We start from the raw sequence: 26,104 nt of genomic DNA, 5'->3' as shown, positions 1-26,104 counted from the left end.
AGGGGTGTCGGTGCAAGAGGCGTTGTTTAAAAAACTTGAGTCACTTTACCCAGAAATGGTAGAATTGCGCCGGGATTTTCATGCTGAGCCTGAACTGGCCTTTGAAGAAGAAATAACACCAAGAAAAATTGCTTCCTATTTGCAAAATCTTGGTATTGACGTGCGCACACAAGTTGGGGGACGTGGTGTCGTCGGGACGATCAAAGGCAAAAAACCAGGCAAAACAGTAGCATTGCGTGCTGATTTTGATGCATTGCCTATCCAAGAAGAAACAGGGCTGCCGTTTGCTTCGAAAATTCCTGGGAAAATGCATGCTTGTGGCCATGACGGCCATACCGCTACATTGCTCGTATTGGCGAAAGCGCTCGTGGCGATGCGTGATGAATTAGAAGGGACAATTGTCCTCATCCATCAATTTGCAGAAGAATTTGCCCCAGGCGGTGCAATTGCAATGATCGAAGATGGTTGTTTAGATGGGGTGGACGCCATTTTTGGCACCCATTTGTGGAGCCCCCTTCCTTATGGGGAAGTTGGCTATTCATATGACCGTTTGATGGCTGCTTCAGACCGCTTTGAAGTGAATATACAAGGAAAAGGCGGGCACGGAGCTCTTCCCCATGAAACGGTTGATGCTGTCATGGTCGGCTCATCTGTGGCAATGATGCTCCAACAGTTAGTGAGCCGCAATGTCAACCCTTTAGAACCGGCAGTCGTCACAATTGCTTCTTTCCATGCCGGAGGTGCTTTCAATGTCATTAGCGATACGGCGAAGTTAGAAGGGACGGTAAGGACGTTTAGTGAAAGCGTACAAAATCAATTAATTGTCCGTATGGAAGAAACGATCAAAGGGGTGTGCGAGGCGAGCGGTGCAACTTATTCGTTTACTTACACAAAAGGGTATCCAGCTGTCGTGAATGACAGAAAAATGACGGAACTTTTAATGAAAACTGCGAAATTGTTCCATCCAGTAGAAAAATTGCATGAAATCGAGCCCGTTATGGGCGGGGAAGACTTTTCTTATTATTTACAACGGGTTCCAGGAGCGTTCTTTTTCACCGGTGCTGGAAATGAGGAGAAGGGGATCGTTTATCCTCACCATCATCCTAAGTTTGATATTGACGAGCGTGCTATGCTTGTGGCCGCCAAACACCTAGGGGCAGCTGCTCTATCTTTCTTAGGAACTGGAGATAAAAAGTAACACGGAGGCAAATTATAAGCCTCCGTTTTTTTTAGTTGTGAAAAGAAAACCCCGGGCTCGGCCCGGGGTTCCAAAAAGCTTCCAGCGAGGTATTAAAAAAACTCCACCGCGGTGCTAAAATATATTTGGTTCGCCAACCAATATATGAAGCAAACGGAGGAGTTTTAAATGTCTAAAGACACTAACAGTTTAGCACATACAAAGTGGAATTGTAAGTATCATATAGTATTTGCCCCAAAGTACAGAAGGCAGGTAATCTATGGGAAACTTAAAAAAGACATTGGAGAAATATTAAGAACGTTGAGTGAAAGAAAAGGTGTCGAAATTATTGAAGCAACTGCTTGTAAAGATCACATACATATGCTGGTGAGTATTCCGCCGAAAATCAGTGTGTCTTCATTTGTGGGATATTTGAAAGGGAAAAGTAGCTTGATGATATTCGATCGGCATGCAAATTTAAAATATCGATACGGAAATCGAAAATTTTGGTGCACAGGTTTTTATGTAGATACAGTGGGAAGAAATAAGAAAGTAATTGAAGAATATATAAAAAACCAAATACAAGATGATATAGTCGCAGAACAATTAAGTTTGTTGGAGTATGTAGATCCATTTACAGGTGAAGAGGTAAAGCGTAAAAAGAAAAGAATGCGCTAGGAGGCCTTTAAGGTCTGGCCAGTGAAAGTAGTACAATTGGCGAACCGTTCAGTAGCCCTTTAGGGTTTGGTCAGTAACAAAGGCTTTCAGCCGTAGAACAAACCACCCGTTGTCACGGGTGGTTTTGATTTGTTCGTTTTGTTCAAGCGAACAATTGGCCGAGAAAAGTTGCCAAATAAGGCAATTATGGCAGGAATGTGGTATGATACAACTATACTTTTCGAATGACAAGGAGCTTAATGGAAATGTGGAAATTATGGATAAAAACCGCTGTTGCTTTTGCCGGGGGCGCCTTGGCGATGCATATGGTGAGACAAGCTCAAGAAAACAATGTCCGCTTCCACACTTTCTCAAGCGCGAAAATCCCGACAAAAGCAGATCCAATCGAGCTTTTGTTTATTTCGGATATCCACCGGCGGCGTATTGCCGATGAAATATTGGATATGGCGAGAGAGCGTTGCGATGCGGTAATGATCGGTGGAGATCTAACAGAGAGAGCTGCTCCAAAAGCGCGGACTGAAGAGAACTTACAAAAATTAGCTGAATTGGCGCCTGTTTTTTTTGTGCGAGGCAACAATGACGAAGAAGTCGATCAACAATGGCTTGCTGCAAGCCTCCATAAGTATGGCGTAAGCTATTTAGATAATAAACAAACGACGATAACGATAAAGGAAACGTCTGTCACAATCATTGGACTTAGCGATAGAGACTATAGCGAGGAAGAACTGGACAAGCTTTTTGCCGACAAACAGGACACTTATACAATTGTCCTTTGCCATTACCCAAATGTAAGCCATTCCCTACATGGGAGGGATGTGGACGTGATGCTTTGTGGACATACGCATGGCGGACAAATCCGTGTCTTTGGGTTCGGCTTAGAGAAAAAAGGCGGACTTGTACAGGAAGGCGGATTTTTGAAACTCGTGAGCAATGGGTATGGGACGACATCGGTACCCCTTCGTTTAGGCGCTGCGCCTGAAGTTCATGCGATTACGATCAAACCAAGCACAGCAAAGGTGGAGGAATAGGGGGCAAAGGCAGGATGATGACCTCTAAAGATGGGAAGTATAACATAAAGGCCGTTTCTAAGAAATTAGGGATTCACCCGGGAACATTAAGGGCGTGGGAAAGGCGATACCAGGCCATTAACCCGGATCGGAACGAAAGCGGCCATCGTTTGTATACAGACGAACACATTGCCGTACTCCGCTGGCTAATTGAAAAAGTCAATGAAGGATTTTCCATTAAGCAAGCCGTTGAACTAAAAGAGGCTGACAAAGCGAGCGGGGAATGGCATACAGCAACGGATCATTCCAGCTATATAAGCAACCTTGCCACGGATTTCCTAAAAGCTTTGCTCGCCTTTGACGAAGAACAAGCCCAAGAATGGCTGAACCGCGCTTTTAGTATGTATTCGATGGAACGTGTGGCGATTGAACTGTTTAGTATTGCCTATGACATGCTTGAACAGGAAAGAAAGCAAGGAACGATAACACTTGCTCATCAACAATATGCTGTACGAGCCATGGAGGCGAAAATCACAAATTTGGCAATGGTGCTGCCTACGGACAGGTCCAAGCAAAAAATTTTGTTGTTTTGCGGCCCTCATGAACAATCGGCTTTGCCGTTAAGGATCTTTGCCTTTTATTTAAAGCGGAAAGGATTTAGCACAATCTGTTTTGGGACAGGAATTTCTGTTGAAGATGCAGAATTGGTTGTGCAGCAGTGCGCGCCCGTCCTTGTCGCTGTTTCTTGCAGAGACGAGCAGAATATGCAGGCTGCTGAGGACTGGTTGAAACAAGTGATAAAAAAACAGCCTAACACGAAAATAGGGTTGCTTGGAAAAGGGTTTTCAGAGCTCCATGACAACAAGAAAGCAAACTGTGAGACGATTTTCATCGGCAAGTCAAGAGCAGACTGGGAAATATGGGTTGAACGAATGCTGCAACATTAAAAATTGGATTTAAGAAAAACAATGATTTTGAGAACCATCTTTTGCGTACCCACATACCGTATCGTATAGATACGCGCGAGAGAACCATACGGGCATAAAGGAGGGGCTGGTATGCGCTTAGAGCGTTTAGCAATCGATAAATTTAAGGTTTTTTTAACCTATGATGATATGGATGAAAGAGGGATTACAAAAGAAGACTTGTGGCAAGATGTTCCGAAAGTCCATGACTTATTCCGGGATATGATGCTGGAAGCAGATGACGAGTTAGGTTTTAAAATCGATGGGCCGATTGCAGTTGAAGTGTTTGCGATGCCAGCGCAGGGCATGGTTTTTATTATTACGAAAGGTGACCCTGCTGACGAGTATGATGCCGAAGACTATGAAGAAGGCTTCATTGAAATGCAATTAACTTTAGACGAAACCGACGAAGTTTTTTATGAATTTTCTTCGTTTGAAGATGTTATTGGTCTTGCATCTCGTCTACACGCCATTGGTATGTTAGGCGGCGAATTGCATTCCTATCAAACGCGCTTCTACTTAAAGTTTAACGAAGCAGAGCTTGAAGAAGTGAATGAAGCAGCCCTAATAGCGATTTTATCAGAATTTGGCAGCCCTGCGACAACCTCTTTCCATCGTATTTGCGAATATGGAAAAGCGTTAATGCCGGCACAAGCGATTGAACAGCTTTATCGGATTTTTTATCTTAAAACGTAGCTAGGTGTAGCGAAAGGCATGAAACCTTTCGCTGCTTTTTTCGTAAACAAAAATAACAGTACTTGAGCGAAAAGCAATAAATGAATGAAACCTTGGTATGATAAGGGGTAGCGTTTTAGGAGTGTGAGAACGGTTTATGGCAATATTGTTAATTGAAGATGATCGATCAATTGCAACGATTGTGAAAGAGTATTTAGAGAGGGAATCCTTTAAAGTCGTATGGCAAGCTGATGGCGAGAGTGGCTACCGTGCCTTTTGTGACGGTGCTTACCAGCTTGTATTAATCGATTTGATGCTCCCGAAAATGGATGGGTTTGCTTTGTGTGAGAAAATTCGTGCCAGTTCAGAAGTGCCCATTATTGTTGTTAGTGCAAAGCAAACTGATTTTGACAAAGTCCAAAGTTTCGGGTTAGGCGCAGACGACTATGTAACAAAGCCATTCAGCCCCCTTGAACTAACGGCAAGGGTGAAAGCGCAAATTCGCCGTTATGAACGGTCGTACCCACAGCAAGAAGACAGGCTTCAATTTATAGATGTAGAAATCGATATAACGGGCAGGCGTGTTTTCGCCCGTGGCGAGCAGATTTCTTTTACGGCAAAAGAATTTGAACTGCTGCTGTTTTTAGCCAACCACCCAGGGCGCGTTTTTACAAAAGAAGAGTTGTACGCAGCGGTATGGAATGGCGACGGCTTTGACAGCAGGACGGTGACAGTCCATGTAAAAAATGTCAGACACAAATTACAAGACGGGACGAAGCATCCGAAATACATAGAAACGGTGTGGGGCGTTGGCTATAAATTTATAGGGCTTGGGAACCGATGAAGCTTAGGGGGCAGTTAAACTTGCTCTTGCTCGCAACCGCGCTTGTCCCGTTTATTGCGACAAGCTTATTTTCATACCAACTAAACCGTGTGGCGAAAGAAGAGTCAAGTAACCATTTAGAGTCGATGATTGTCGCTAAAAGCATAAGCCGAACGCTAAATCAGAATGCACAAATGTTTGATGGCTCGGCAAAAGAGCTTGGCCGCTTGGCGCTTAAACAACATGATAACGTCCAGTTAGGTCTTTATTCAAAGGATCGGGCCTTGCAATTCCAAAGCGCCTCTGAGGAAGGGGTTTTTGCCACTCACCTTACGCCAGAGGGCATGTTCAGCAATTTGTATAGTTGGCAATCAAGTGATTCGGCCTACATTTACAAGGAGCCGATTTTTTTGCAAGACCAAATTGCAGGCTACTTTGAGCTTCGCTTTGACAAAAGCGGCATACGCAAGGAAACGAAGGAAGTCTACATGTTGACGATCCTGTTTTTTCTTATAACCGTAGGTATCACGCTTTTCATTGTACAGCACTGGTTTAAACGGAATATGCTCGTTCCTTTTGCTTGGATGAAAGCGGAAATGGACGAAGTTGCTTATGGAAAACAAAATCGTACGACCCCTGTTAAGCGGGGGCGTACGGAAGTTGGCCAACTGATGGACAATTTTGCAAACATGGCAGCGCATTTGCGAGCAATTGATGCCCAAAAACAAAGTGATGACGAAGATCGCAAGAAGCTGATTGCAGCGATTTCACATGATTTACGGACGCCTTTGACATCGATACGCGCGTATGCAGAAGGGATGCACGCCCACCCTGACAAAAGGGAGGAGTACAGCAAGGTTATTTTAGCAAAGACCGAGTATATGCAACGATTGATTGAAGATTTGCTGATTTTCTCCCAAGTTCATTCAACGAGCTTTAGTTTGTCGTTAAAAAAAGTTGATGCAGAAGAGCTTGTCGAATTGTTGTTTGACGGGTACGACCTTGAAAAAGAGCAGTTAAGGTTAAGTACGAACATGGAAATAGAGCCAGCTGAAGTCGATGCAGATGCAGGCCGCCTTGTTCAAGTCATGGACAATTTGGTTACCAATGCCATTTGCTATTCGCCTGAAGGAGGAGCAATTTCCTTGTATGCAACTAACAAGCAGTCTTGTTTGCCTCCTTTCGTTGCGCGGACAAATGAACAGCGACTCTATATTTTTGTTAAAGATGAAGGACAAGGCATTCCAAGTGGCGTGCAACGCCAGCTCTTTGACCCGTTTTTTCAAGTAGAACAGGCAAGAAGCCAAACAAACGACAAAGGGGTAGGCTTAGGGCTGTCTATTTGCCGGGAGCTGATCAATCAACATGGAGGCACAATTGATGTCTATTCGTCGCCACCACACGGAAGTACGTTTTTCTTTTCCATTCCGTGCATAAAAACAGAGGGGGGAAATGAATGAAACGGCAACCGCTTTTTTTAGCGGCCATAACAGGGTTGTTGTTTACAGGTGGGTGCAGCTTCATGACCATCAATGCGGAAGATGTGCTCGAACAAGCCCTTGCAAGAGAAGAAAAGTTTGTTCCTTATACGATCATTAAAGAATTTGATGATGGCTACAGCGAGTCGGTCTATGCAAAAGACGAGCAGACGCAGCGGGTCGACTTTGCCAAAGACGGCCAGCTGTTGTCCACTTCTTTATATGTTGATGGAAATATTTATGAAAAAGACTATGAAACAAAAATGATTTACGAAGCAAACGCAGAAGAAGCGACGAACCCGCTTACTCCAAAAGAAGCGTTGCTTGATGAAGTGAACTATTTGTTGAAAAACCATGAGATTGAAGTCGTTGAAGACGAGCGCTTTTTAAAACGTGATGTGTTTAAACTCCATTTTTATTCTGAGACTGATCACATAAAGGAAGCTGAGTTATGGGTCGACAAAAAAACGTACCTCCAACTAAAGACGGTTTATACGTACTCTGATCAAGTCGTGGCAGGGGAAGCTGTCGAGGTTCGCTTTAAGCCTGACTTTCCCGAAGGCTGGTTTGATGTGGAGGAAGATGGATTTGTTTTAGTAAGTGAAGAGGCACCTGTCCAAATGGAAAAAAACGAATTGGCTGATGCCTTTGACAAATCGCTGCGCTTGCCAAACGAGTTAAACGGCTTGAAGCTGGAAAACATTGAGCTGTATAACGGCGGCAGTGAGGACGCTTCGGTTGTTGCGTCGTATCTCGATAGCGAAGGCAAAGAAATTGAACTGACCGTCTCAAACAGCTACGGTTTGGAATGGATTGGTGAAAGTGAGACCGAGACTGTTCGTGGCATTGAGGTCCATTTTAGTTGGGAACCGTCGAGTCATTATGCAAATTGGACGGAAGACGGGCTTTTCTATGAACTGTTCACAATGAGGGATTGGCAAAAGCAACAGGCAGTGGAATTGATTGAAGGAATGGAACTTGTTTCAGCAGACTAGTCGGTTTTTAGAAAAAAGGATGGCAATTATGTGAGCATTTCATTAAGATAAAGATGTGAGCAGCTGACTTCCAAAGAGGTGGAAAAGATGGACGAAAACCAAGAGGATAAATTAGATGTTCTTGCAGCAACTCAGTCCATTATACATAAGGCGCTAAAAAAACTAGGCTATCCAGATGAAATGTATGAACTACTTAAAGAGCCGGTACGGATGTTGACCGTCCGTATTCCTGTGAGAATGGATGATGGATCAACGAAAATCTTTACCGGCTACCGTGCCCAACATAATGACGCTGTTGGTCCGACAAAAGGAGGCGTACGGTTTCATCCAGATGTCAGTGAAAAAGAAGTCAAGGCGCTGTCGATTTGGATGAGTTTAAAAGCAGGCATTGTCAACTTGCCATACGGTGGAGGAAAAGGAGGCATTGTTTGCGACCCAAGGCAGATGTCGTTTAGAGAAGTGGAACGTCTAAGCCGTGGCTATGTCCGCGCGATTAGCCAAATTGTTGGCCCGACGAAAGACATTCCTGCGCCAGATGTTTTTACCAACTCGCAAATTATGGCGTGGATGCTTGATGAATATAGCCGGATTCGCGAATTTGACTCACCCAATTTTATTACGGGAAAGCCGCTTGTGCTCGGAGGGTCACACGGTCGAGAGGCAGCGACTGCAAAAGGTGTGACGATTTGCATCATGGAAGCGGCGAAAAAGAAAGGAATTGACCTTGAAGGCGCGCGCGTCATTATTCAAGGCTTTGGCAATGCAGGGAGCTTTTTGGCGAAGTTTATGGCCGACGCAGGGGCACTAGTAGTAGGAATTGCCGATGCATATGGCGCCCTTTATGCAGAAGAAGGTTTAGATATTGACTATTTGCTTGATCGCCGCGATAGTTTCGGGACAGTAACAAATTTATTTAAAGATACGATTACAAATGAGGAGCTGTTAGAAAAAGAATGTGATATTTTGGTTCCAGCAGCTATTGAAAACCAAATCACCTCACACAATGCAGGCAAGTTAAAAGCAGCGATTGTCGTCGAAGCAGCTAACGGCCCGACTACGCTTGAGGCCACGCAAATCCTTGCAGAACGGAGCATTTTGCTTGTGCCTGATGTCTTGGCAAGTGCTGGGGGCGTAACGGTCTCTTACTTTGAATGGGTGCAAAACAACCAAGGCTACTATTGGACGGATGAGGAAGTTGAAGGACGGTTGCGGACAGTGCTGACGGAAGCGTTTAACAACATTTACAACCTTGCTTTGCGCCGTAAAGTCGATATGCGCCTCGCTGCCTATATGGTCGGTGTGAGACGCATGGCCGAAGCTTCTCGGTTCCGTGGATGGGTTTGATCTGCTATACTATGATGAGAAAATAAGTGCCCTTGTCCAAAGTTGCCTTTGAGGACAAGGGTTTTGAATGTTTTGATGAGGTGAGGAATGTGGTAGATGCAGTCATTATTGGCGGCGGCCCTTGTGGCCTTGCTGCGGCAATTGCATGTCAAGAAAAGGGGTTGTCTGCTGTTGTTGTGGAAAAAGAGAACATTGTCCACTCAATTTACCGCTATCCAACGCACCAAACCTTTTTCAGTACAAGCGAACGCTTAGAAATAGGCGGTGTCCCTTTCATTGTGGAGGACCGCAAACCCCGGAGGAACCAGGCGCTTGTCTACTATCGGAATGTAGCAAAATTAAAAAGGCTCCACATTCGTGCATTTGAAAAAGTGCTCCGCGTAGTAAAACGGGCTGATCGTTCATTTGAAGTGACGACGACAAAAGGAACACTTGAAGCGAAGCATGTGATTGTGGCCACAGGCTATTATGATTCTCCTAATATGATGGGAATACCAGGTGAAGATAAAAGCCATGTGATGCACTATTTTAAAGAAGCCCATCCTTATTTCGACCATGATGTGGTTGTTATAGGCGGCAAAAATTCGGCTGTTGATGCAGCGCTTGAGTTAGAAAAAGCGGGTGCCCGCGTCACTATGCTTTATCGGGGCAGCGATTATTCAGCAAGCGTAAAGCCGTGGATTTTGCCAGAGCTCGTGTCCCTTGTGCGGAATGAAAAGGTCAAAATGGTCTTTCATGCTGATGTGTATGAGATTACGGATAGCCACGTACACTACCGGATAGGGAAACAAGAGCACAAAGCTAAAGCGCAGTTTGTGTTTGCGATGACCGGCTACCATCCTGATCACTCTTTTATTCGCAGTCTTGGTGTACATGTCGATGAAGCAACAGGAAGGCCTGTATATGACGAGCAAACGATGGAAACAAATGTGGAAGGCATTTTTATTGCCGGCGTCATTGCTGCTGGAAACAATGCTAATGAAATTTTTATTGAAAATGGTCGCCTGCACGGCCCTTTGATTGCACAAGCAATTGCGCGCAGGATTGAAATGGAGTGATGAAGATGCGCCATGTGATGTTGCTGACAACTGGAGGCACGATTGCAAGCACCACAAGCGAAAGCGGCAAATTGGTCGCAGGTGAACTTTCTGGAGAAGAGTTGGCAAAGCTATGTGGTTTGCCGGAAGACATCCGTGTAAGTGTGCGCTCTGTATTGCAAAAACCAAGCGTTCATATTACACTCGCCGATTGGCTGTTGTTAAAGCGCGAAGTAGAGCGTGCTTTTGAAGACGAGACGATTAACGGGATTGTTGTCACACACGGCACCGATACGCTTGAAGAAACAGCCTATTTTTTAGATTTAACGAACAAAGACGAGCGTCCCATAATCGTCACAGGATCTCAACGAGGACCAGAGCAAACAGGCAGTGATGCGTTTATTAATTTACGTCATGCCATTTATGCTGCTTGTGAACCTGATTTAAAGCATACTGGCTGTGTCGTCGTTTTTAACGAGCGGATTTTTGCAGCCCGTTATGTCAAAAAAGAGCATGCCTCCAATTTGCAAGGGTTTAATGCCTTTGGTTTCGGCTATTTAGGAATTATAGACAACGATGTGATTTTTACGTATCAAAAGCCTGTTCGCCGGGAGTTTTATGAAATTGGCGATACTCCTCTTAAACAAATTGGCATTGCTAAAGTTTATTTAGGCATGAGCGCAGACATGCTGGAAGGGATGATTGCTGTATGCGATGGGATGGTGGTTGAAGGCGTTGGCCGCGGCCAAGTTCCTCCAAACCTAGTAGCTACGTTGGAACGAGCGGTTGCCAACAAGAAGCCAATCATTGTGACGACCGCCTCAGAAGAAGGGAAAGTATACCCAACGTATGACTACAAAGGAAGTGCCCACCAACTCGAACAAATGGGTGTCATTCTCGGCTCCGATTATGACAGCAAGAAAGCACGGATTAAAGCAATGGTCATGCTAGCAGCGAACAAGGAACTAGCAGCTGGGTTTATGTGATGGCGCTTGCTGATCGGAATAAGCCGGTTTTATACTAGAAAAAAGGAATGTTTTATTAGCGAACCAAAGAGAGTAGGCGGTCAGCCATGGTATCCCTTGTTCTAGCTGCACTGGCTCCGGCCATGGCATTGTTTTCATATGTCTATTTGCGCGATGTATACAGCAAAGCAAAAATGTTTCTCGTTCTCCGGATTTTCATTATCGGCGCGCTGCTAGTCGTGCCGATTTTGGTCATCCAATTTGCCTTTACTGAAGAAAATGTCTTTCCCCATCCAGCTGCTAAAGCGTTTTTGCTTTACGGTTTTCTGGAAGAAGGGTTAAAATGGCTCATGTTGTTTGTATTTGCCTACCAACATGGACAGCTTCAGCGCCCAGGGGACGGCATTTTGTTCGGTTTTTCCGTCTCCCTCGGCTTTGCTACAGTTGAAAATGGCTTATACATGATCGCTTATGGGTTAGAGGCAGCCATCCCGCGAACTGTTTTGCCAACAACGGCACATGCTGTTTACGGGATTGTCATGGGCTATTACATTGGACAAGCGAAGTACAAAGAAGACCATAAAAAAATGTTTTTACTTCTTGGAGCGATTCTGCCAATCCTATTGCATGGCGGATATGACTTTATTTTATCAAGCTTTGGCCATTATGTCCTTTTTGCGATGATTCCATTTATGGTCGTTCTTTGGCTTCTCGCTATATGGAAGCTGAAAAAAGCAAGCCGTTTTACTGTTTAAAATCCTTAGACTGATACGCTTGTCAAACGACGTCTTATGCGAGCGTTTGTCTACAGTCTGAAGCCGTTTCACTGTGTAAGCGAACATTTAACACGAAGGGGGATTCAATCATGACCACAGCAAACCGCTATCGCATCGTCATTCGCTGCCCTGTATGTGGGGAGAAATACATTTTGCGCGGCAAGCGCAATGAACAAGGTGAATACGAGACAGGGTTTAAACAGTGCGTCTGCGGAAATGAAGATCAATTGATTGTTGAAGCAAACCCGGAATAATCGCCATCATTTGTGGCGATTTTTTTTTCGCGTTATAAACGATGGAGAGGGCAGCACTGAAATAATGGTTGCACTTGCGTGAAAGTTGCGGTAAAGTGGAAGAAACTTATAAATGGTGTTTAACAATTGAATAGGTTCTTATCAAGAGAAGTGGAGGGAATGGCCCAATGAAGCTTCAGCAACCAGCCAGCGATGGTCAGGTGCTAAATCCAGCAGTTTATCTGCAAGATAAGAGAAGCATGCACGTAAGCAACCCCTTCTTCTAATCTTGGAGAAGGGTTTTTTGTTTTGCAAAAGTACATTTTAGGGGGAACCGAGAATGGGAAAACGAGCTGAAACCATCTTAGCGCAAATTGGCAATCGCCGCGATGACCATACTGGCGCAGTAAACACGCCTGTTTATTTTTCAACAGCATATCGCCATCCGGGCATTGGCGAATCGACAGGGTATGATTATGCCCGTACAGGTAATCCGACAAGGGAAGTACTAGAAAAAGCCATTGCTGAATTGGAAGACGGCGAGCGCGGATTTGCGACTAGCTCTGGAATGGCTGCTGTTCAAATTGTGCTTTCGTTGTTTGAGCAAGGTGATGGGGTTATTTGTTCGAAAGATTTATATGGCGGTACGTACCGTCTGTTTGAAGGAGGCTGGACAAGGTGGGGCGTGTCCTTTACATATGTCGATCCACGGAATTTGCAAGAAGTTGAACAAGCGATTCACTCTAACGTGAAAGCCATTTTTATCGAAACGCCGACTAACCCACTTATGCAGGAAGCCTCGATTCCAGCGCTTGCTGCTCTCGCCAAAAAACATGATTTGCTGCTCATTGTCGATAACACATTTTATACGCCGCTTTTGCAGAAGCCACTAACGGAAGGAGCAGACATCGTCATCCATTCGGCAACAAAGTACTTAGGAGGCCATAACGATGTCGTTGCCGGGCTTATCGTTGCGAAAGGAGACGATCTTTGTGAACGGCTCGCTTATTATCATAATGGTGCTGGCGGTATTTTAGGAGCATTTGATTCATGGCTGCTTATTCGAGGAATGAAGACATTGGCATTGCGGATGGCCAAGCATGAAGAAAACGCTAAAAAAGTGGTGCATGCATTGGAGCAAACAGAGGGCATTGTAGACGTGCTTTATCCTGGGAGAGGCGGAATGCTGTCGTTTCGGGTTCAAAACGAAGCTTGGGTCAACCCGTTGCTAAAGCATTTGCAATTAATTTCGTTTGCCGAAAGCCTCGGTGGTGTCGAAAGCTTAATGACCTATCCAGCAACACAAACGCACGCTGATATTCCAGAAGAGATCAGACTTGCAAATGGAGTCGATAACTGCCTTCTTCGTTTCTCAGTCGGCATTGAAAACGGAGAAGATATTGTAGCTGATTTGCTGCAAGCATTTGCCGCCGCTAAAAAATCCTAGGAGGAGGAAATACGATGGAACTTCGCGACAAGTTAAAAACGAGCTTAATCGTTGGAGACGGGGCTATGGGCACGCTTTTATACGAGCAAGGTTTTGATTTATGTTACGAAGAATTAAACCTTTCCCAGCCTGACGCTGTTTACAATGTGCATCGATCGTATATTGAGGCAGGTGCGAAACTGCTGCAAACCAATACGTATGCAGCAAATGCCGTCAAACTTAAAAAGTATGGATTGGACGAAAGTGTCGCAGACATCAATAACGCCGCCGTCAGCATTGCTAAAAAAGCGATTGGCAACGACGAACAGCTTGCGTTAGTTGGCACAATCGGCGGGATTCGCGGGTTCCTCCATGAAGAGACGGAAAACAAGGCGATTACAGCTGCTTTACTTGAACAAATAACTGCTCTCTTAGAAGCAGGCGTTGACGGGTTATTGTTTGAAACATTTTATGATTTTGAAGAGGCAAAAGAAGCAGTAGCGCTGGCAAGGCGTCTTACAGACAAAGCAATTATTATGAACGTGTCGATGGGCGATATCGGCGTCTTAAATGGCGGTATTCCCCTCGGTGAAGCGCTCGAGCGACTCCATCAATTAGGAGCAGACGTTTTAGGAATCAATTGCCGTATGGGCCCTTATCATATGCTCCGCTCTTTGGAACAGCTTGAATTATCGTCAGCTTTCCCACTTGCTTGCTATCCGAATGCCAGTTTGCCAGGTTACCGAGACGGACGCTTTGTTTATGCTTCCAATACCGATTACTTTTATGAAATGACAGGGGCGTTTATTGAACAAGGCGTCCATTTGATTGGCGGCTGCTGTGGCACTACGCCTGGACATATTGCCGCGATCGCTAAAGCCGTCGAAACGAACACGCCGAAAACACGCTCGCTCATTGTCAGACGGCCAAGCCAACTTCAGGAGGAAGCACCAGGAAGAGGAGAACGGCTTAATGAGCCGTTGGACCAATTGGCAAGGCGCAAACAAACAATTATTGTTGAACTTGATCCGCCAAAAAAATTAACGATTGCGAAATTTATGGAAGGAGCCAAAGCGTTAAAAGAGGCAGGGGTAGATGCGTTAACGCTTGCCGACAATTCTCTTGCTAATCCTCGTATTGACAACCAAACGTTGGCGATGTTAGTAAGGGAACAGTTAGGATTGCGTAGCCTTGTCCACTTAACATGCCGTGACCGTAACTTGATTGGCATGCAATCACACTTAATGGGGCTCCATCTAGCCGAGCTTCATGATTTGCTTGTTATCACTGGGGATCCAAGCAAGATTGGTGATTTTCCTGGAGCAACATCTGTGTATGATGTATCTTCGTTAAAATTGTTGCCTTTAATTAAGCAAATGAATGAAGGGATTTCATTCTCTGGAAACTCCCTTGGCAGTAAAGCATCTTTTTCGACAGCGGCAGCGTTTAATCCCCATGTTAAGCATCTTGATAAAGCGGTGCGACGTTTAGAAAAGAAAATCGAAGCTGGTGCTGATTATTTTCTGACGCAGCCAATTTTCGATGAACAACAATTTGAACAATTGTATAACGCAACAAAGCATTTGCCTGTGCCGATTTTCGTTGGCATTATGCCGCTAACAAGCAGCCGAAACGCGGAGTTTCTTCATAATGAAGTGCCAGGAATGACATTGAGCGACGAGACAAGAGCACGGATGGCGGCATGTGGAAACGACAAAGAAAAAGCCGAGCAAGAAGGTTTGCAAATCGCGATGGAGCTAGCCGACGCAGCTAGGACCTATTTTAACGGCTTGTATTTAGTAACACCGTTTTTGCGTTATGAATTAACTGCAGCGCTTGCCACCCATTGCCGAGCGATAGCGAATCCGACAAACCACACGATGGAAGGCGAGCGAATATGACAGAATCTCTATTTGAAAAGCAGCTAAAGCAATCGATCCTTGTGCTAGATGGAGCAATGGGGACGATGTTGCAAGAAGCAAACTTGACGGCAGCCGATTTTGGTGGAGAAGCATATGAAGGCTGCAATGAGTATTTAAATCAAACTGCACCTCATATTGTATCGGAAATTTATGGAAAATATTTACAGGTAGGGGCAGACATTATTTCCACTAATACGTTCGGCTCAACGAGCATCGTTCTTGCTGATTACGGCCTTGCCCATTTAGCCTATGACCTTAGCAAGGAAGCCGCTCGACTAGCCCGAATGGAAGCTGATCGCGCATCAAAACCAGGAAAACCCCGTTTCGTTGCTGGAGCGATGGGCCCGACGACAAAGTCATTGTCTGTAACTGGGGGGACGACATTCCAAGAACTAATCGAAGCGTACGAAGAACAAGCCCGTGCTTTAATTGACGGAGGCTGTGACGTTTTGTTGTTGGAAACGAGCCAAGATATGCGCAATGTTAAAGCCGCGTATCTAGGGATAAGCGAGGCATTCAGACGTACTGAACGAACATTGCCGCTAATGGTATCGGGAACGATTGAACCGATGGGCACGACATTAGCTGGACAGACGGTGGAGGCCTTCTATTTGTCGCTTGAACATATGAAGCCAGCAGTTGTTGGCTTAAATTGCGCGACTGGGCCGGAGTTCATGCGCGACCATATTCGCTCCCTCGCAGAACTTGCTGAAACGAATGTGAGCTGTTACCCAAATGCAGGGTTGCCCGATGAAGATGGTGTGTACCACGAGACGCCAGATTCGCTTGTTAAAAAACTTGAAGGATTTGCTGCCAAAGGTTGGCTAAATGTAGTTGGCGGCTGCTGCGGCACGACGCCTGCCCACATTAAAAAAATGGTTGAAGTGATCAAGAAGTACCCGCCCCGCAAGGCGAAAATACGTCAAACCCACGCTGTATCAGGGATTGAACCGCTGTTGTATGACGACTCGATGCGCCCGCTTTTCGTTGGAGAACGTACAAATGTGATTGGCTCACGGAAATTTAAACGCCTGATTGAAGAAGGGGAATATGAACAAGCTTCGGAAATCGCAAGGGCCCAGGTCAAGCGTGGAGCACACGTCATAGATATTTGCTTAGCAGATCCAGATCGAAACGAACAAGAGGACATGGCTGCTTTTCTGAACTATGTAGTCAACAAAGTTAAAGTGCCGCTAATGATTGATTCTACTGATGAAGCTGTCATAGAACGAGCGCTTACCTATTCCCAAGGAAAGGGGATTATTAACTCCATTAACTTAGAAGATGGCGAAGAGCGGTTTGCCGCAGTGCTGCCACTTGTGAGAAAATATGGCGCCGCCATTGTAGTAGGAACAATTGATGAAACAGGTATGGCTGTCACAGCCGAAAGAAAATTGGCCGTGGCAAAGCGATCGTATAAGCTGCTAACCGAAAAGTACAACATTCCGCCTCATGACATCATTTTTGACCCGCTTGTATTTCCTGTAGGAACAGGAGACGAACAATACATCGGTTCGGCAGCAGCAACAGTCGAAGGGATTGCCCTTATAAAAAAAGAGCTGCCCCAATGCTTAACGATTTTAGGAGTCTCGAATGTCTCTTTTGGGCTTCCTCCAGTTGGCCGTGAAGTATTAAACGCAGTCTTTTTGTATCATTGCACACAAGCAGGCCTTGATTATGCGATTGTCAATACCGAAAAGCTGGAACGTTATGCGAGCATTCCTGATGAGGAGAAACAGCTAGCCGATCGGCTGTTGTTTCAAACGAATGATGCCCATTTGGCGGCGTTTACTGATTTTTATCGTGGGAAGAAAACCGAGAAAAAAGTCGAGTATGCAAACATGTCCTTAGAAGAGAGGCTCGCTGCCTATATTGTCGAAGGGACAAAAGAACGACTTGAGACAGACTTAGCTGAAGCTTTGCGCCTGTATGACACGCCACTTGCCATTATAAATGGACCACTGATGGCGGGCATGGATGAAGTTGGACGGTTGTTTAACGCCAATGAATTAATCGTTGCAGAAGTGTTGCAAAGTGCAGAAGTCATGAAAGCGGCCGTTGCCTATCTTGAACCACATATGGAAAAAAGCGAACAAGAACAAGGGAAAGGCAAGATATTGCTTGCAACGGTTAAGGGAGATGTTCATGACATTGGCAAAAACCTTGTCGACATCATTTTGAGCAATAACGGTTTCTCTATCGTCAATCTAGGAATTAAAGTGACCTCTAATGAATTGTTAGAAGCGATTAAAAAAGAACAGCCAACAGCAATTGGGTTATCAGGTCTGCTTGTTAAGTCCGCCCAGCAAATGGTGTTAACAGCACAAGACTTACGGCAACAACATGTGGACATCCCGATTCTCGTTGGTGGCGCTGCTTTAACGAAGAAATTTACGGATACACGGATTGCTCCTGAATACGAAGGATTAGTCGTTTATGCAAAAGATGCAATGAATGGTTTAGAGCTTGCCAATCGCCTCACTTCTCCAGAAGGACGAAATGAACTTGCCCTTGAACTAGCCACGGCAAGACAACAAAAAGCAGAGTTTAACGATCAGCGAAAAACGAAAGCGCCGACGCTTGCTAAGAGGCAAAAGTCGGATATCGCCCATCATCACGCTGTCTTTAAACCAACGGATCTTGATGAGCATATAATCCGCGATTATAAAATCGACCATATTTACCCATATGTGAATATGCAAATGCTTCTTGGCCGTCATCTTGGCATCAAAGGAAAAGTGAGCCGCTTGCTTGCTGAGAAAGACCAACGCACCACGAGTCTAAAAGCCCAAGTTGATGCGTTTTTCCAAGAAGCGAAGATGAAGAAAACGTTACAGGCGAATGCGATGTACCGTTTCTATCCTGCTAATGCCGACGGCGATGAGCTAGTGATCTTTGATCCTTATGATGTTGGCCGTGAACTTGAACGTTTTGCTTTTCCCCGGCAAACGCAAGCTCCGTTCTTATGCTTGGCAGATTATGTCCGCCCTATTGGTGAAGGGGTTGATTATGTCGGGTTTTTAGCGGTTACCGCCGGAGCTGGTGTGCGCGAGGCAGCAGAAGCGGCAAAAGCAAAAGGCGATTACTTGTATAGTCATTTAATTCAAGCGGCTGCATTAGAAACAGCCGAAGGTTTGGCAGAACGCGTCCACGAGCAAATGCGTGATCGTTGGGGGTTTCCAGATGGCGCTGATTTTACAATGAGCGAACGGTTTGCAGCGAAGTACCAAGGCATCCGCGTATCGTTTGGCTATCCTGCCTGTCCGAATTTAGAGGATCAAGCTAAGTTGTTTCAATTGCTCCGTCCAGAAAAAATTGGTATAGAATTGACCGATGGGTACATGATGGAACCAGAAGCATCTGTCACAGCGCTTGTATTTTCTCATCCGGAAGCCCGTTATTTTAATGTGGGGGGCTTATAAGAACACAGACGCAAATGAGCGAAAGCATTTGCGTCTGTTTTTTTGTGCATAAAAACACCCCAGCAAAACAAAGACTAGCAGTAACGACCAATTTCCCCACAATGAGTGGGCATAAGGAGGAACGAAAATATGTTTCGAACAAAGCGAATCGCTCGGTGCCTTCTCGGTGCAACTTTAGCGTTTGCGGTTCTTTTTTTTAACAACGAAATGGTTGATGCCTTTAGTGACCAAATCATTCAAAAAGGGGCAACAGGCGACGATGTCGTCGAATTGCAATCTCGTTTGCAGTATGTAGGGTATTATAATGGCAAAATTGACGGTGTTTTTGGTTGGGGGACGTACTGGGCTGTGCGGCATTACCAGTACGAATATGGGCTTGAAATTGATGGGTTGGTTGGAGACGACATGAAAGCAAAGCTGGCGAGCACAACCGACTACGATAAAGCCTTTGTGACAAAAGCACTGAACGAAGGTAGAAAATTTTCTCACTATGGCGGCACACCAAAAGACATCCAGAAAGGGCCAAAAGGTTCTGCCGATAAGCAAGGCAAACAAAAAAAAGAAGCAAGAAAAGGTGGCGAGGCACAGCAGCCAACTCCGAATCAGCCTGAAACTGGAAATGAACAAGAACCCATTATTGAAAAAGCAAACAATGTGCCTTCAGGCTATTCATCAAATGATATTCAACTGATGGCTCAGGCAGTGTATGGCGAGGCCCGTGGGGAGCCTTATGAAGGACAAGTCGCGGTGGCAGCAGTGATTGTCAACCGTCTAAATTCAGCGACTTTCCCAGATACAGTCGCTGGCGTCATATACGAAGACCGTGCTTTCACGGCGGTAGCTGATGGGCAAATTAATTTAGGCACAGATGAAACGGCAAGGCAAGCTGTGCTTGATGCCTTAAATGGGCAAGACCCGACCAACAATGCGCTTTATTATTTTAATCCAGATACAGCGACTTCAGGATGGATTTGGTCACGGCCACAAATTAAGCGAATTGGCAAACATATTTTCTGCTATTAAAACGGAGGTGCTAGTTGCATGTTTCGCAATCTTTTAATCGCTGCTTTAGCTGTTGCAGTAGTAGGCACAGGCGTTTGGGGCTACCAGCAAAAGCAAGAAAAAGACCAGCTGCAAATTACAGCGAACAATACGTACCAGCGGGCATTTCATGATTTGACTTACCATATTGACCAAATTGAAGACGAGCTTGGCAAGACACTTGCGATGAACACACAAAGGCAATTGACGCCTTCACTGGCTGATGTTTGGCGGGTGACGAGCCTTGCTGAGAAAAGTTTGGCTGAACTGCCTGTTCAAGAGTTAAATATGGACGACACCGAAAAATATTTGTTTAAAATCGGCGATTTTGCCTACCGTACATCTGTCCGCGACTTAAACAACGAGCCGCTTACGGACAAAGAATATGAGACATTGTCCCAATTGTATGAGCAAGCCAGTTCTATTAGGGAATCAATGAGAAAAACACAAGCAACTGTTATGCAAGGAGACATGCAATGGCTGGCTCAAAATGATGAACAGCGAGAAAACGAGCCATCCCAATCATCGGTTGCAGGCCACTTTGAAAGATTAAATAAATCGGTTCAAGGTTTTAGCGAAGTAGAATGGGGCGCAACGGATTCAGCGATCCGCAACTTAAATGGCGAGTTAAAAGAAGCGCTGGCAGGAAAAGAAAAGATTTCAAAAGAGGAAGCAAAGCAACGAGCGCTTGATTATTTAAAATTAGGCGAAGGCACGAGCGTGCAAATTAGCGACTCGCCAAAAGCGCTAGAATATCCAGCTTATTCTCTCTTGATTGATGATCCTGATAACCAAGCCAACTATGACATGGATATGAGCGTTGAAGGCGGCGAACCGATTTGGTTTATGCAAGACCGGCAAATTGATAAAGCGAAAATCAGTTTGAATGAAGCGGTCAATAAAGCGCAGAACTTTCTTGAACGTGGCGGCAAAGAAGGCATGCAGCTCGTTGAAAGCACGCAATACGACAACGTTGGCGTTCTCGAATTTGCTTATGTCCAAGACGGAGTCCGCATATACCCGGATAACGTCATGATTGAAGTGGCTTTAGATGACGGGGACGTTATATCCTATGTCGGCCGTGGCCATCTGATCCACCATCAAGAAGACAGGCAAATCCCAGAACCAAAATTGACGAAAGAAGAGGCGCAAGCCAAAGTCAATAAACATGTCGAAATTCAAGAAGACCACCTTGCCGTCATTGAAAATGACATTAATGAAGAAGTATTTGTTTATGAATTTTACGGAACAAGGGATAACGACACATACCGAATTTTCATTAATGCGTTGACAGGCGAAGAAGAAAAAGTCGAACGAATGAAGGATTCAGAACCAGAATATTAATTCAGAAGGCTCTCCGGAAAGAGAGCCTTTTTTTCGTCTCGTGCTTGCCATTTATGCAAATTATGAGATAATAAAAAGAAAGATACGGGAAGTGAACGTTAGGATTGAAAAGTCTGCTGCTTTGTCGTATCGTAAGAAAGAGAATGCAGGAAAGTGTTGTGAATTTATGGCAAAAGGATTTAATGTGGCAATTGATGGACCTGCTGGCGCCGGAAAAAGCACAGTGGCCAAAAAAACAGCTGAAAAATTAGGTTTTCTATATATTGATACTGGGGCCATGTATCGGGCGATCACATTTGCGGCGTTAGCTGAGGGCGTTGATTTGCACGACGGGGAAGCGCTTGGCAAACTTCTAGAAAAGAGCGAGCTGCGTTTGGAATCATCCAATGAAGGGACGGCTGTTTTCTGGAACGGCGCTGACATTACCGCTGCGATTCGTACAGACGAAGTGAACAGCAATGTGTCGCTTGTAGCGAGCCACCGGGAAGTACGGGAAGGCATGACAGCGATGCAGCAGGAGCTGGCCAAATCGAAAAACGCCGTACTAGACGGACGCGATATTGGAACCCATGTGCTCCCAGATGCCAATGTAAAAGTGTTTTTGACTGCTTCAGTCGAAGAACGGGCTCGACGCCGCCATCTTGAGCAATTGGAAAAAGGGCTCCCGTCGGATTTCGAACAACTAAAAAAAGACATTGCTAAGCGTGATGAACTGGATTCAACACGAGCGATCGCTCCCCTTAAGCAGGCAGCCGACGCGCAAGTCGTCGACACGACCAGCATGGGAATTGATGAAGTCGTTGAGACGATTCTCGATTTAGTAAAGGAGCATTCGCGCCAATGACACTTTACCAATTTGGACAAGCCGTTTGCCGCCTTTACTTGAATGCGCTGTTCAAAGTTCGTATTTATGGGAAAGAAAACATTCCAGACAAAGGTGCAGTGTTGCTATGCGCAAACCATATTAGCAACAATGATCCGCCTTTGCTAGGTGCCTATATCAAACGGCCAGTACGTTACATGGCTAAAAAAGAGCTGTTTAAAGTACCTGTTTTGAAAACGCTGCTGAGAAAGCTAGGCGCTTTCCCAGTCAATCGCGCCGGCGGCGATAAACAATCGCTCCGCACTTCTTTAGATATTTTAAAATCTGGGGATATGGTAGGCATCTTTCCAGAAGGAACGCGCTCTAAAACCGGTGAGATCGGAAAGGGGCTGTCGGGCGCTGGTTTTTTTGCTTTAAAAAGCACCGCCCACGTTGTCCCGTGTGCCATTATTGGCCCTTACAAAATGAGGGGCCGTGTTACCCTCGTTTATGGAAAGCCAATCTCTATGGAAGAGCACCGGGCGAACCGCACTTCAGCAAAGGAAGTCACTGAAATCATCATGGATGAAATTCAAAAGCTGAAGGATCAATATCAAGATCTATCATAAAACGTCCTTCATTCGTTTTTAGAAACATTGAAGGCTGTTTATAAAAAAACGCAAGATGCCCGGCGTTGCCGGATTGAAGGAGGCAAAAGTCAATGGTCGAAGAAATGAATGACGGCATGAATGAAATCAAATCTTTTTCTGTAGGGGATATTGTTACAGGGAAAGTAACAAAAGTTGAAGACAAGCAGGCATTTGTGGATGTCGGCTTTAAAGTAGACGGCATCGTGCCCATTAGTGAACTGTCGAGCCTGCATGTAGAAAAGGCAAGCGATGTCCTCTCTGTTGACGATGAATTAGAACTGAAAGTCACAAAAGTCGAAGATGATGAATTGATTTTGTCGAAAAAAGCGGTTCAAGCCGAAAAGGCATGGGAACAGCTTGAGGAAGCGTATGAAAAAGGCGAGGTTATTGAAGCAGAAGTAGCCGAAGTTGTGAAAGGCGGCCTTGTCGTCGATGTTGGCGTAAGAGGATTTATTCCTGCTTCATTAGTAGAGCGCCATTATGTTGAAGATTTTTCTGATTACAAAGGCAAGCAATTGCGTTTGAAAGTAACAGAAATTGACAAAGACAACAATAAGTTGATTCTATCACAACGGGCTGTTCTCGATGCCGAAATTGAAGAAAAGAAAAAGCAAGTGTTGCATTCCCTTTCAGCTGGCGATGTCGTTGAAGGGAAAGTTCAGCGCTTGACCAGCTTTGGCGCTTTCGTCGATGTTGGTGGTGTTGATGGGCTCGTCCATATTTCGCAAATTGCCCATGAGCGTGTCGAGCATCCGTCAGACGTGCTGTCAGAAGGGCAAGATGTGAAAGTTAAAGTGCTTTCCGTTGATCCTGATAGCGAACGCGTTTCCCTTTCTATCAAAGAGATGCTAGCTGGCCCATGGGAAAACATTGAAAGCAAATTTTCAGCTGGCGATATCGTTACTGGTACAGTCAAGCGCCTCGTATCGTTTGGTGCTTTTGTGGAAATCGCACCAGGGGTGGAAGGACTCGTCCATATCTCGCAAATTTCTAAACGCCATATCGGCACTCCGCAAGAAGTGTTGGAAGAAGGGCAACAAGTGCAAGCGAAAGTGCTCGAAGTTAGCGAAGCAGACAGACGCGTATCTCTTAGCATTCGCGAAGCGTCTGAAGAGCAAGAACGAAAAGAAACACGTGCCTATGAAAAGCCAGCCAACGACGAGCCCTCTGGCTTCTCGCTTGGAGATATGATCGGCGATCAGTTGAAAAAATACCGTGACCAATAACACATGATCCGGCGCAAGCTGAGCTGCGCCGGTTTTTTTATGTCTAAATGTTGGTGAAAGCGCCGATACTGGGCAATGAGGTGATGAGAAATGGACGGTGTATTTGTTTACTGGTTTGGTTGGCTCGCCTGGATTGTCGGAACATTTTTGTTGCCGAAAAATGAACTGCGGCAAGTGATGTGTGCAAGCATTTTAGCGCTATTATGCTTTATTCCTTTGAACGTGATCATTTCAGGCAACCAAATTAGCATTGGCTATGTTTTTAGTCTATTGATCTGTTATCTACAGCTAGGAAAGCTTAGGTTCATTGGCATCATGTATCCGGCTGTTTGCTGTTTATTTGTTGCGGCCACTTACATAGGCATACAAGAATTGATTCGTCTCGATCCGGTTATTTTACTCATTGACGGCCGTTTTCTGTCTGCAGGTGCTGTACTTTTAACCATTTTTATCTTAAAAAGGAGAGCAAACCGTACTGCTGTGTTAGCGACTGGCCTCCTTTACGGCGACTTGTTTTTGAATGTGTATCGCCATGGTTTTAACGGAGGAATGGAGCTTGGCTCGCTTGCGTTTTTTGACGTATTTGCCATTAGCGTCTCCGTGAGTACAGCCGCTTTGGTCTTTTCAATGGCCCTAGGGAAATGGCGCCAGCATGTGCTTGCGAATAGTAGACAGCCGAAGCCAGTGCCAACAAGGATAGACAAGCATGCATGAAGATAGTAAAATGGATAAGCTGGAGAAGAAAGCGAACGCTGTTTTTTAGTAGTTTGAAGGAGAAAGGGTGTGTGATTGTGACTAAACCAGTTGTTGCAATCGTTGGCCGGCCGAATGTAGGGAAGTCAACTATATTTAACCGGATTGTTGGCGAGCGTGTCGCCATTGTTGAAGACTTACCGGGAGTAACGCGTGACCGTTTATATAGCAAAGGCGAATGGCTAAACCACGAATTTTATGTAATCGACACAGGCGGAATTGAGCTTGGCGATGAACCGTTGCTCGTGCAAATGCGCCAACAGGCGGAAATTGCCATTGACGAAGCGAATGTGATCATTTTTATGGTCAATGGACGAGAAGGAATCACTGCCGCAGACCAAGAAGTGGCAAACATGCTTTTCCGGTCGAAAAAGCCGGTTGTGCTTGCTGTTAATAAAGTCGACAACCCAGAAATGAGGGATTCGCTTTACGAGTTCTATTCATTAGGGGCTGGCGAGCCTTACGGCATTTCAGGCTCCCACGGATTAGGGATTGGCGACTTGCTTGATGAAGTGGTTCGCCATTTTCCTGAAGAAAACGACGATGATTATGCAGATGATACGATAAAAATGGCATTGATCGGCCGTCCGAACGTCGGCAAGTCTTCGCTTGTTAATGCGCTTCTTGGCGAAGAACGGGTGATCGTCAGCCAAATTCCAGGGACGACCCGTGACGCGATTGATACATCCTTCACGCGAGATGGCCAACATTATGTTGTGATTGATACCGCCGGTATGCGTAAGCGTGGCAAAGTTTATGAAGCCACTGAAAAATATAGTGTGCTCCGCTCACTAAAGGCGATTGAACGGTCTGATGTCGTTCTTGTCGTTTTAGATGGCGAAGAGGGGATTATTGAACAGGATAAAAAAATAGCCGGTTATGCCCATGAAGCGGGAAGGGCAATCGTCATCGTCGTCAACAAATGGGACGCCGTAAAAAAAGACGACAAAACGATGCAGACATTTATCGAAGACATCCGTTCCGAGTTTCAGTTTCTTTCGTATGCGCCAATTTGTTTTTTGTCCGCCAAGACGAAGCAACGCCTTCACTTGTTGCTGCCTGAAGTGAGGAAAGTGTCAGAAAGCCATCATCTTCGTGTCCCGACTCATGTCCTCAATGATATGATTATGGATGCGGTAGCCATGAATCCAACCCCGACGGATAAAGGCAAGCGCTTGAAAATCAATTATGTGACGCAAGTGGCCGTACAGCCGCCGACATTCGTGTTCTTTGTAAACGAACCCGAACTGATGCATTTCTCTTACAGGCGCTTTTTAGAAAACCGATTGCGTGCTACTTTTGAGTTTGAAGGAACGCCTATTCACATCATCGCACGAAAAAAGAATGATTAATAATTGGCAAGGG

General features: G+C 45.3%; 23 protein-coding genes and 1 riboswitch. All 23 genes read left to right on the top strand.

Features of this window, described 5'->3' with window-relative positions; all coding sequences use genetic code 11:
- Nucleotides 1-10: 10 nt before the first annotated feature.
- Nucleotides 11-1,198, top strand: coding sequence for a M20 metallopeptidase family protein (locus BC8716_RS18985; protein ID WP_094428257.1), 1,188 nt, complete (start codon nt 11-13; stop codon nt 1,196-1,198).
- 168 nt (nt 1,199-1,366) lie between these two features.
- Nucleotides 1,367-1,855 (top strand): IS200/IS605 family transposase, encoded by a 489-nt coding sequence (tnpA, locus tag BC8716_RS18980; RefSeq protein ID WP_094423643.1) that lies wholly within the window; start codon nt 1,367-1,369, stop codon nt 1,853-1,855.
- A 245-nt stretch (nt 1,856-2,100) separates the two neighbouring features.
- Nucleotides 2,101-2,883, top strand: a complete 783-nt coding sequence (locus BC8716_RS18975; RefSeq protein WP_157730493.1) for a metallophosphoesterase — start codon at nt 2,101-2,103, stop codon at nt 2,881-2,883.
- 14 nt (nt 2,884-2,897) lie between these two features.
- Entirely contained in the window at nt 2,898-3,809 is a 912-nt protein-coding gene (locus tag BC8716_RS18970; RefSeq protein ID WP_094428253.1) for a MerR family transcriptional regulator, read from the top strand.
- Nucleotides 3,810-3,920: 111 nt separating this feature from the next.
- A complete protein-coding gene (locus BC8716_RS18965) occupies nt 3,921-4,523 on the top strand; it encodes a genetic competence negative regulator (protein ID WP_094428251.1) in 603 nt (200 codons plus the stop codon).
- A gap of 136 nt (nt 4,524-4,659) precedes the next feature.
- Nucleotides 4,660-5,346 (top strand): response regulator transcription factor, encoded by a 687-nt coding sequence (locus BC8716_RS18960; RefSeq protein WP_094428249.1) that lies wholly within the window; start codon nt 4,660-4,662, stop codon nt 5,344-5,346.
- A gap of 20 nt (nt 5,347-5,366) precedes the next feature.
- Nucleotides 5,367-6,785, top strand: coding sequence for a sensor histidine kinase (locus tag BC8716_RS18955; protein WP_169715970.1), 1,419 nt, complete (start codon nt 5,367-5,369; stop codon nt 6,783-6,785).
- Nucleotides 6,782-7,798, top strand: coding sequence for a LolA family protein (locus BC8716_RS18950; RefSeq protein WP_094428245.1), 1,017 nt, complete (start codon nt 6,782-6,784; stop codon nt 7,796-7,798). Before BC8716_RS18955 ends, BC8716_RS18950 begins: the two co-directional genes overlap by 4 nt.
- Before the next feature lie 87 nt (nt 7,799-7,885).
- Complete coding sequence (locus tag BC8716_RS18945) at nt 7,886-9,142, top strand: Glu/Leu/Phe/Val family dehydrogenase (RefSeq protein ID WP_094428243.1); 1,257 nt, start codon at nt 7,886-7,888, stop codon at nt 9,140-9,142.
- Nucleotides 9,143-9,231: 89 nt separating this feature from the next.
- Nucleotides 9,232-10,200 (top strand): YpdA family putative bacillithiol disulfide reductase, encoded by a 969-nt coding sequence (locus BC8716_RS18940; protein WP_094428241.1) that lies wholly within the window; start codon nt 9,232-9,234, stop codon nt 10,198-10,200.
- A 5-nt stretch (nt 10,201-10,205) separates the two neighbouring features.
- On the top strand, nt 10,206-11,165 hold the full coding sequence (locus BC8716_RS18935; RefSeq protein ID WP_169715969.1) for an asparaginase: 960 nt from the start codon (nt 10,206-10,208) through the stop codon (nt 11,163-11,165).
- Between the two features lie 86 nt (nt 11,166-11,251).
- Nucleotides 11,252-11,899 carry a glutamic-type intramembrane protease PrsW gene (gene prsW / locus BC8716_RS18930; RefSeq protein WP_094428237.1) on the top strand — a complete coding sequence of 216 codons (648 nt, stop codon included), beginning with the start codon at nt 11,252-11,254 and terminating at the stop codon, nt 11,897-11,899.
- Between the two features lie 110 nt (nt 11,900-12,009).
- Entirely contained in the window at nt 12,010-12,174 is a 165-nt protein-coding gene (locus tag BC8716_RS22525) for a hypothetical protein (protein ID WP_169715968.1), read from the top strand.
- Between the two features lie 135 nt (nt 12,175-12,309).
- Nucleotides 12,310-12,409, top strand: a riboswitch (SAM riboswitch).
- Between the two features lie 84 nt (nt 12,410-12,493).
- On the top strand, nt 12,494-13,600 hold the full coding sequence (locus BC8716_RS18925; protein WP_094428235.1) for a methionine biosynthesis PLP-dependent protein: 1,107 nt from the start codon (nt 12,494-12,496) through the stop codon (nt 13,598-13,600).
- Nucleotides 13,601-13,614: 14 nt separating this feature from the next.
- Nucleotides 13,615-15,480, top strand: coding sequence for a bifunctional homocysteine S-methyltransferase/methylenetetrahydrofolate reductase (locus BC8716_RS18920; RefSeq protein WP_094428234.1), 1,866 nt, complete (start codon nt 13,615-13,617; stop codon nt 15,478-15,480).
- Complete coding sequence (metH, locus tag BC8716_RS18915) at nt 15,477-18,923, top strand: methionine synthase (protein WP_094428232.1); 3,447 nt, start codon at nt 15,477-15,479, stop codon at nt 18,921-18,923. Before BC8716_RS18920 ends, metH begins: the two co-directional genes overlap by 4 nt.
- Nucleotides 18,924-19,052: 129 nt before the next feature.
- Nucleotides 19,053-19,946, top strand: a complete 894-nt coding sequence (gene sleB, locus BC8716_RS18910) for a spore cortex-lytic enzyme (protein WP_094428230.1) — start codon at nt 19,053-19,055, stop codon at nt 19,944-19,946.
- An 18-nt stretch (nt 19,947-19,964) separates the two neighbouring features.
- A complete protein-coding gene (gene ypeB, locus BC8716_RS18905; protein ID WP_094428228.1) occupies nt 19,965-21,308 on the top strand; it encodes a germination protein YpeB in 1,344 nt (447 codons plus the stop codon).
- A 166-nt stretch (nt 21,309-21,474) separates the two neighbouring features.
- Nucleotides 21,475-22,152, top strand: a complete 678-nt coding sequence (gene cmk, locus BC8716_RS18900; RefSeq protein ID WP_094429299.1) for a (d)CMP kinase — start codon at nt 21,475-21,477, stop codon at nt 22,150-22,152.
- Nucleotides 22,149-22,739 (top strand): lysophospholipid acyltransferase family protein, encoded by a 591-nt coding sequence (locus tag BC8716_RS18895; protein ID WP_094428226.1) that lies wholly within the window; start codon nt 22,149-22,151, stop codon nt 22,737-22,739. The genes cmk and BC8716_RS18895 overlap by 4 nt, the downstream gene beginning before the upstream one ends.
- 92 nt (nt 22,740-22,831) lie before the next feature.
- On the top strand, nt 22,832-23,986 hold the full coding sequence (gene rpsA / locus BC8716_RS18890) for a 30S ribosomal protein S1 (protein WP_094428225.1): 1,155 nt from the start codon (nt 22,832-22,834) through the stop codon (nt 23,984-23,986).
- Nucleotides 23,987-24,076: 90 nt separating this feature from the next.
- A complete protein-coding gene (locus BC8716_RS18885; RefSeq protein WP_094428223.1) occupies nt 24,077-24,700 on the top strand; it encodes a YphA family membrane protein in 624 nt (207 codons plus the stop codon).
- 77 nt (nt 24,701-24,777) lie between these two features.
- On the top strand, nt 24,778-26,091 hold the full coding sequence (gene der, locus BC8716_RS18880; RefSeq protein ID WP_094429298.1) for a ribosome biogenesis GTPase Der: 1,314 nt from the start codon (nt 24,778-24,780) through the stop codon (nt 26,089-26,091).
- Nucleotides 26,092-26,104: the final 13 nt, after the last annotated feature.

Origin of the sequence: Shouchella clausii, assembly GCF_002250115.1 — a bacterium.
Classification (GTDB): Bacteria; Bacillota; Bacilli; order Bacillales; family Bacillaceae_D; genus Shouchella; species Shouchella clausii.
This window is presented reverse-complemented; position numbering and strand designations above follow the sequence as displayed.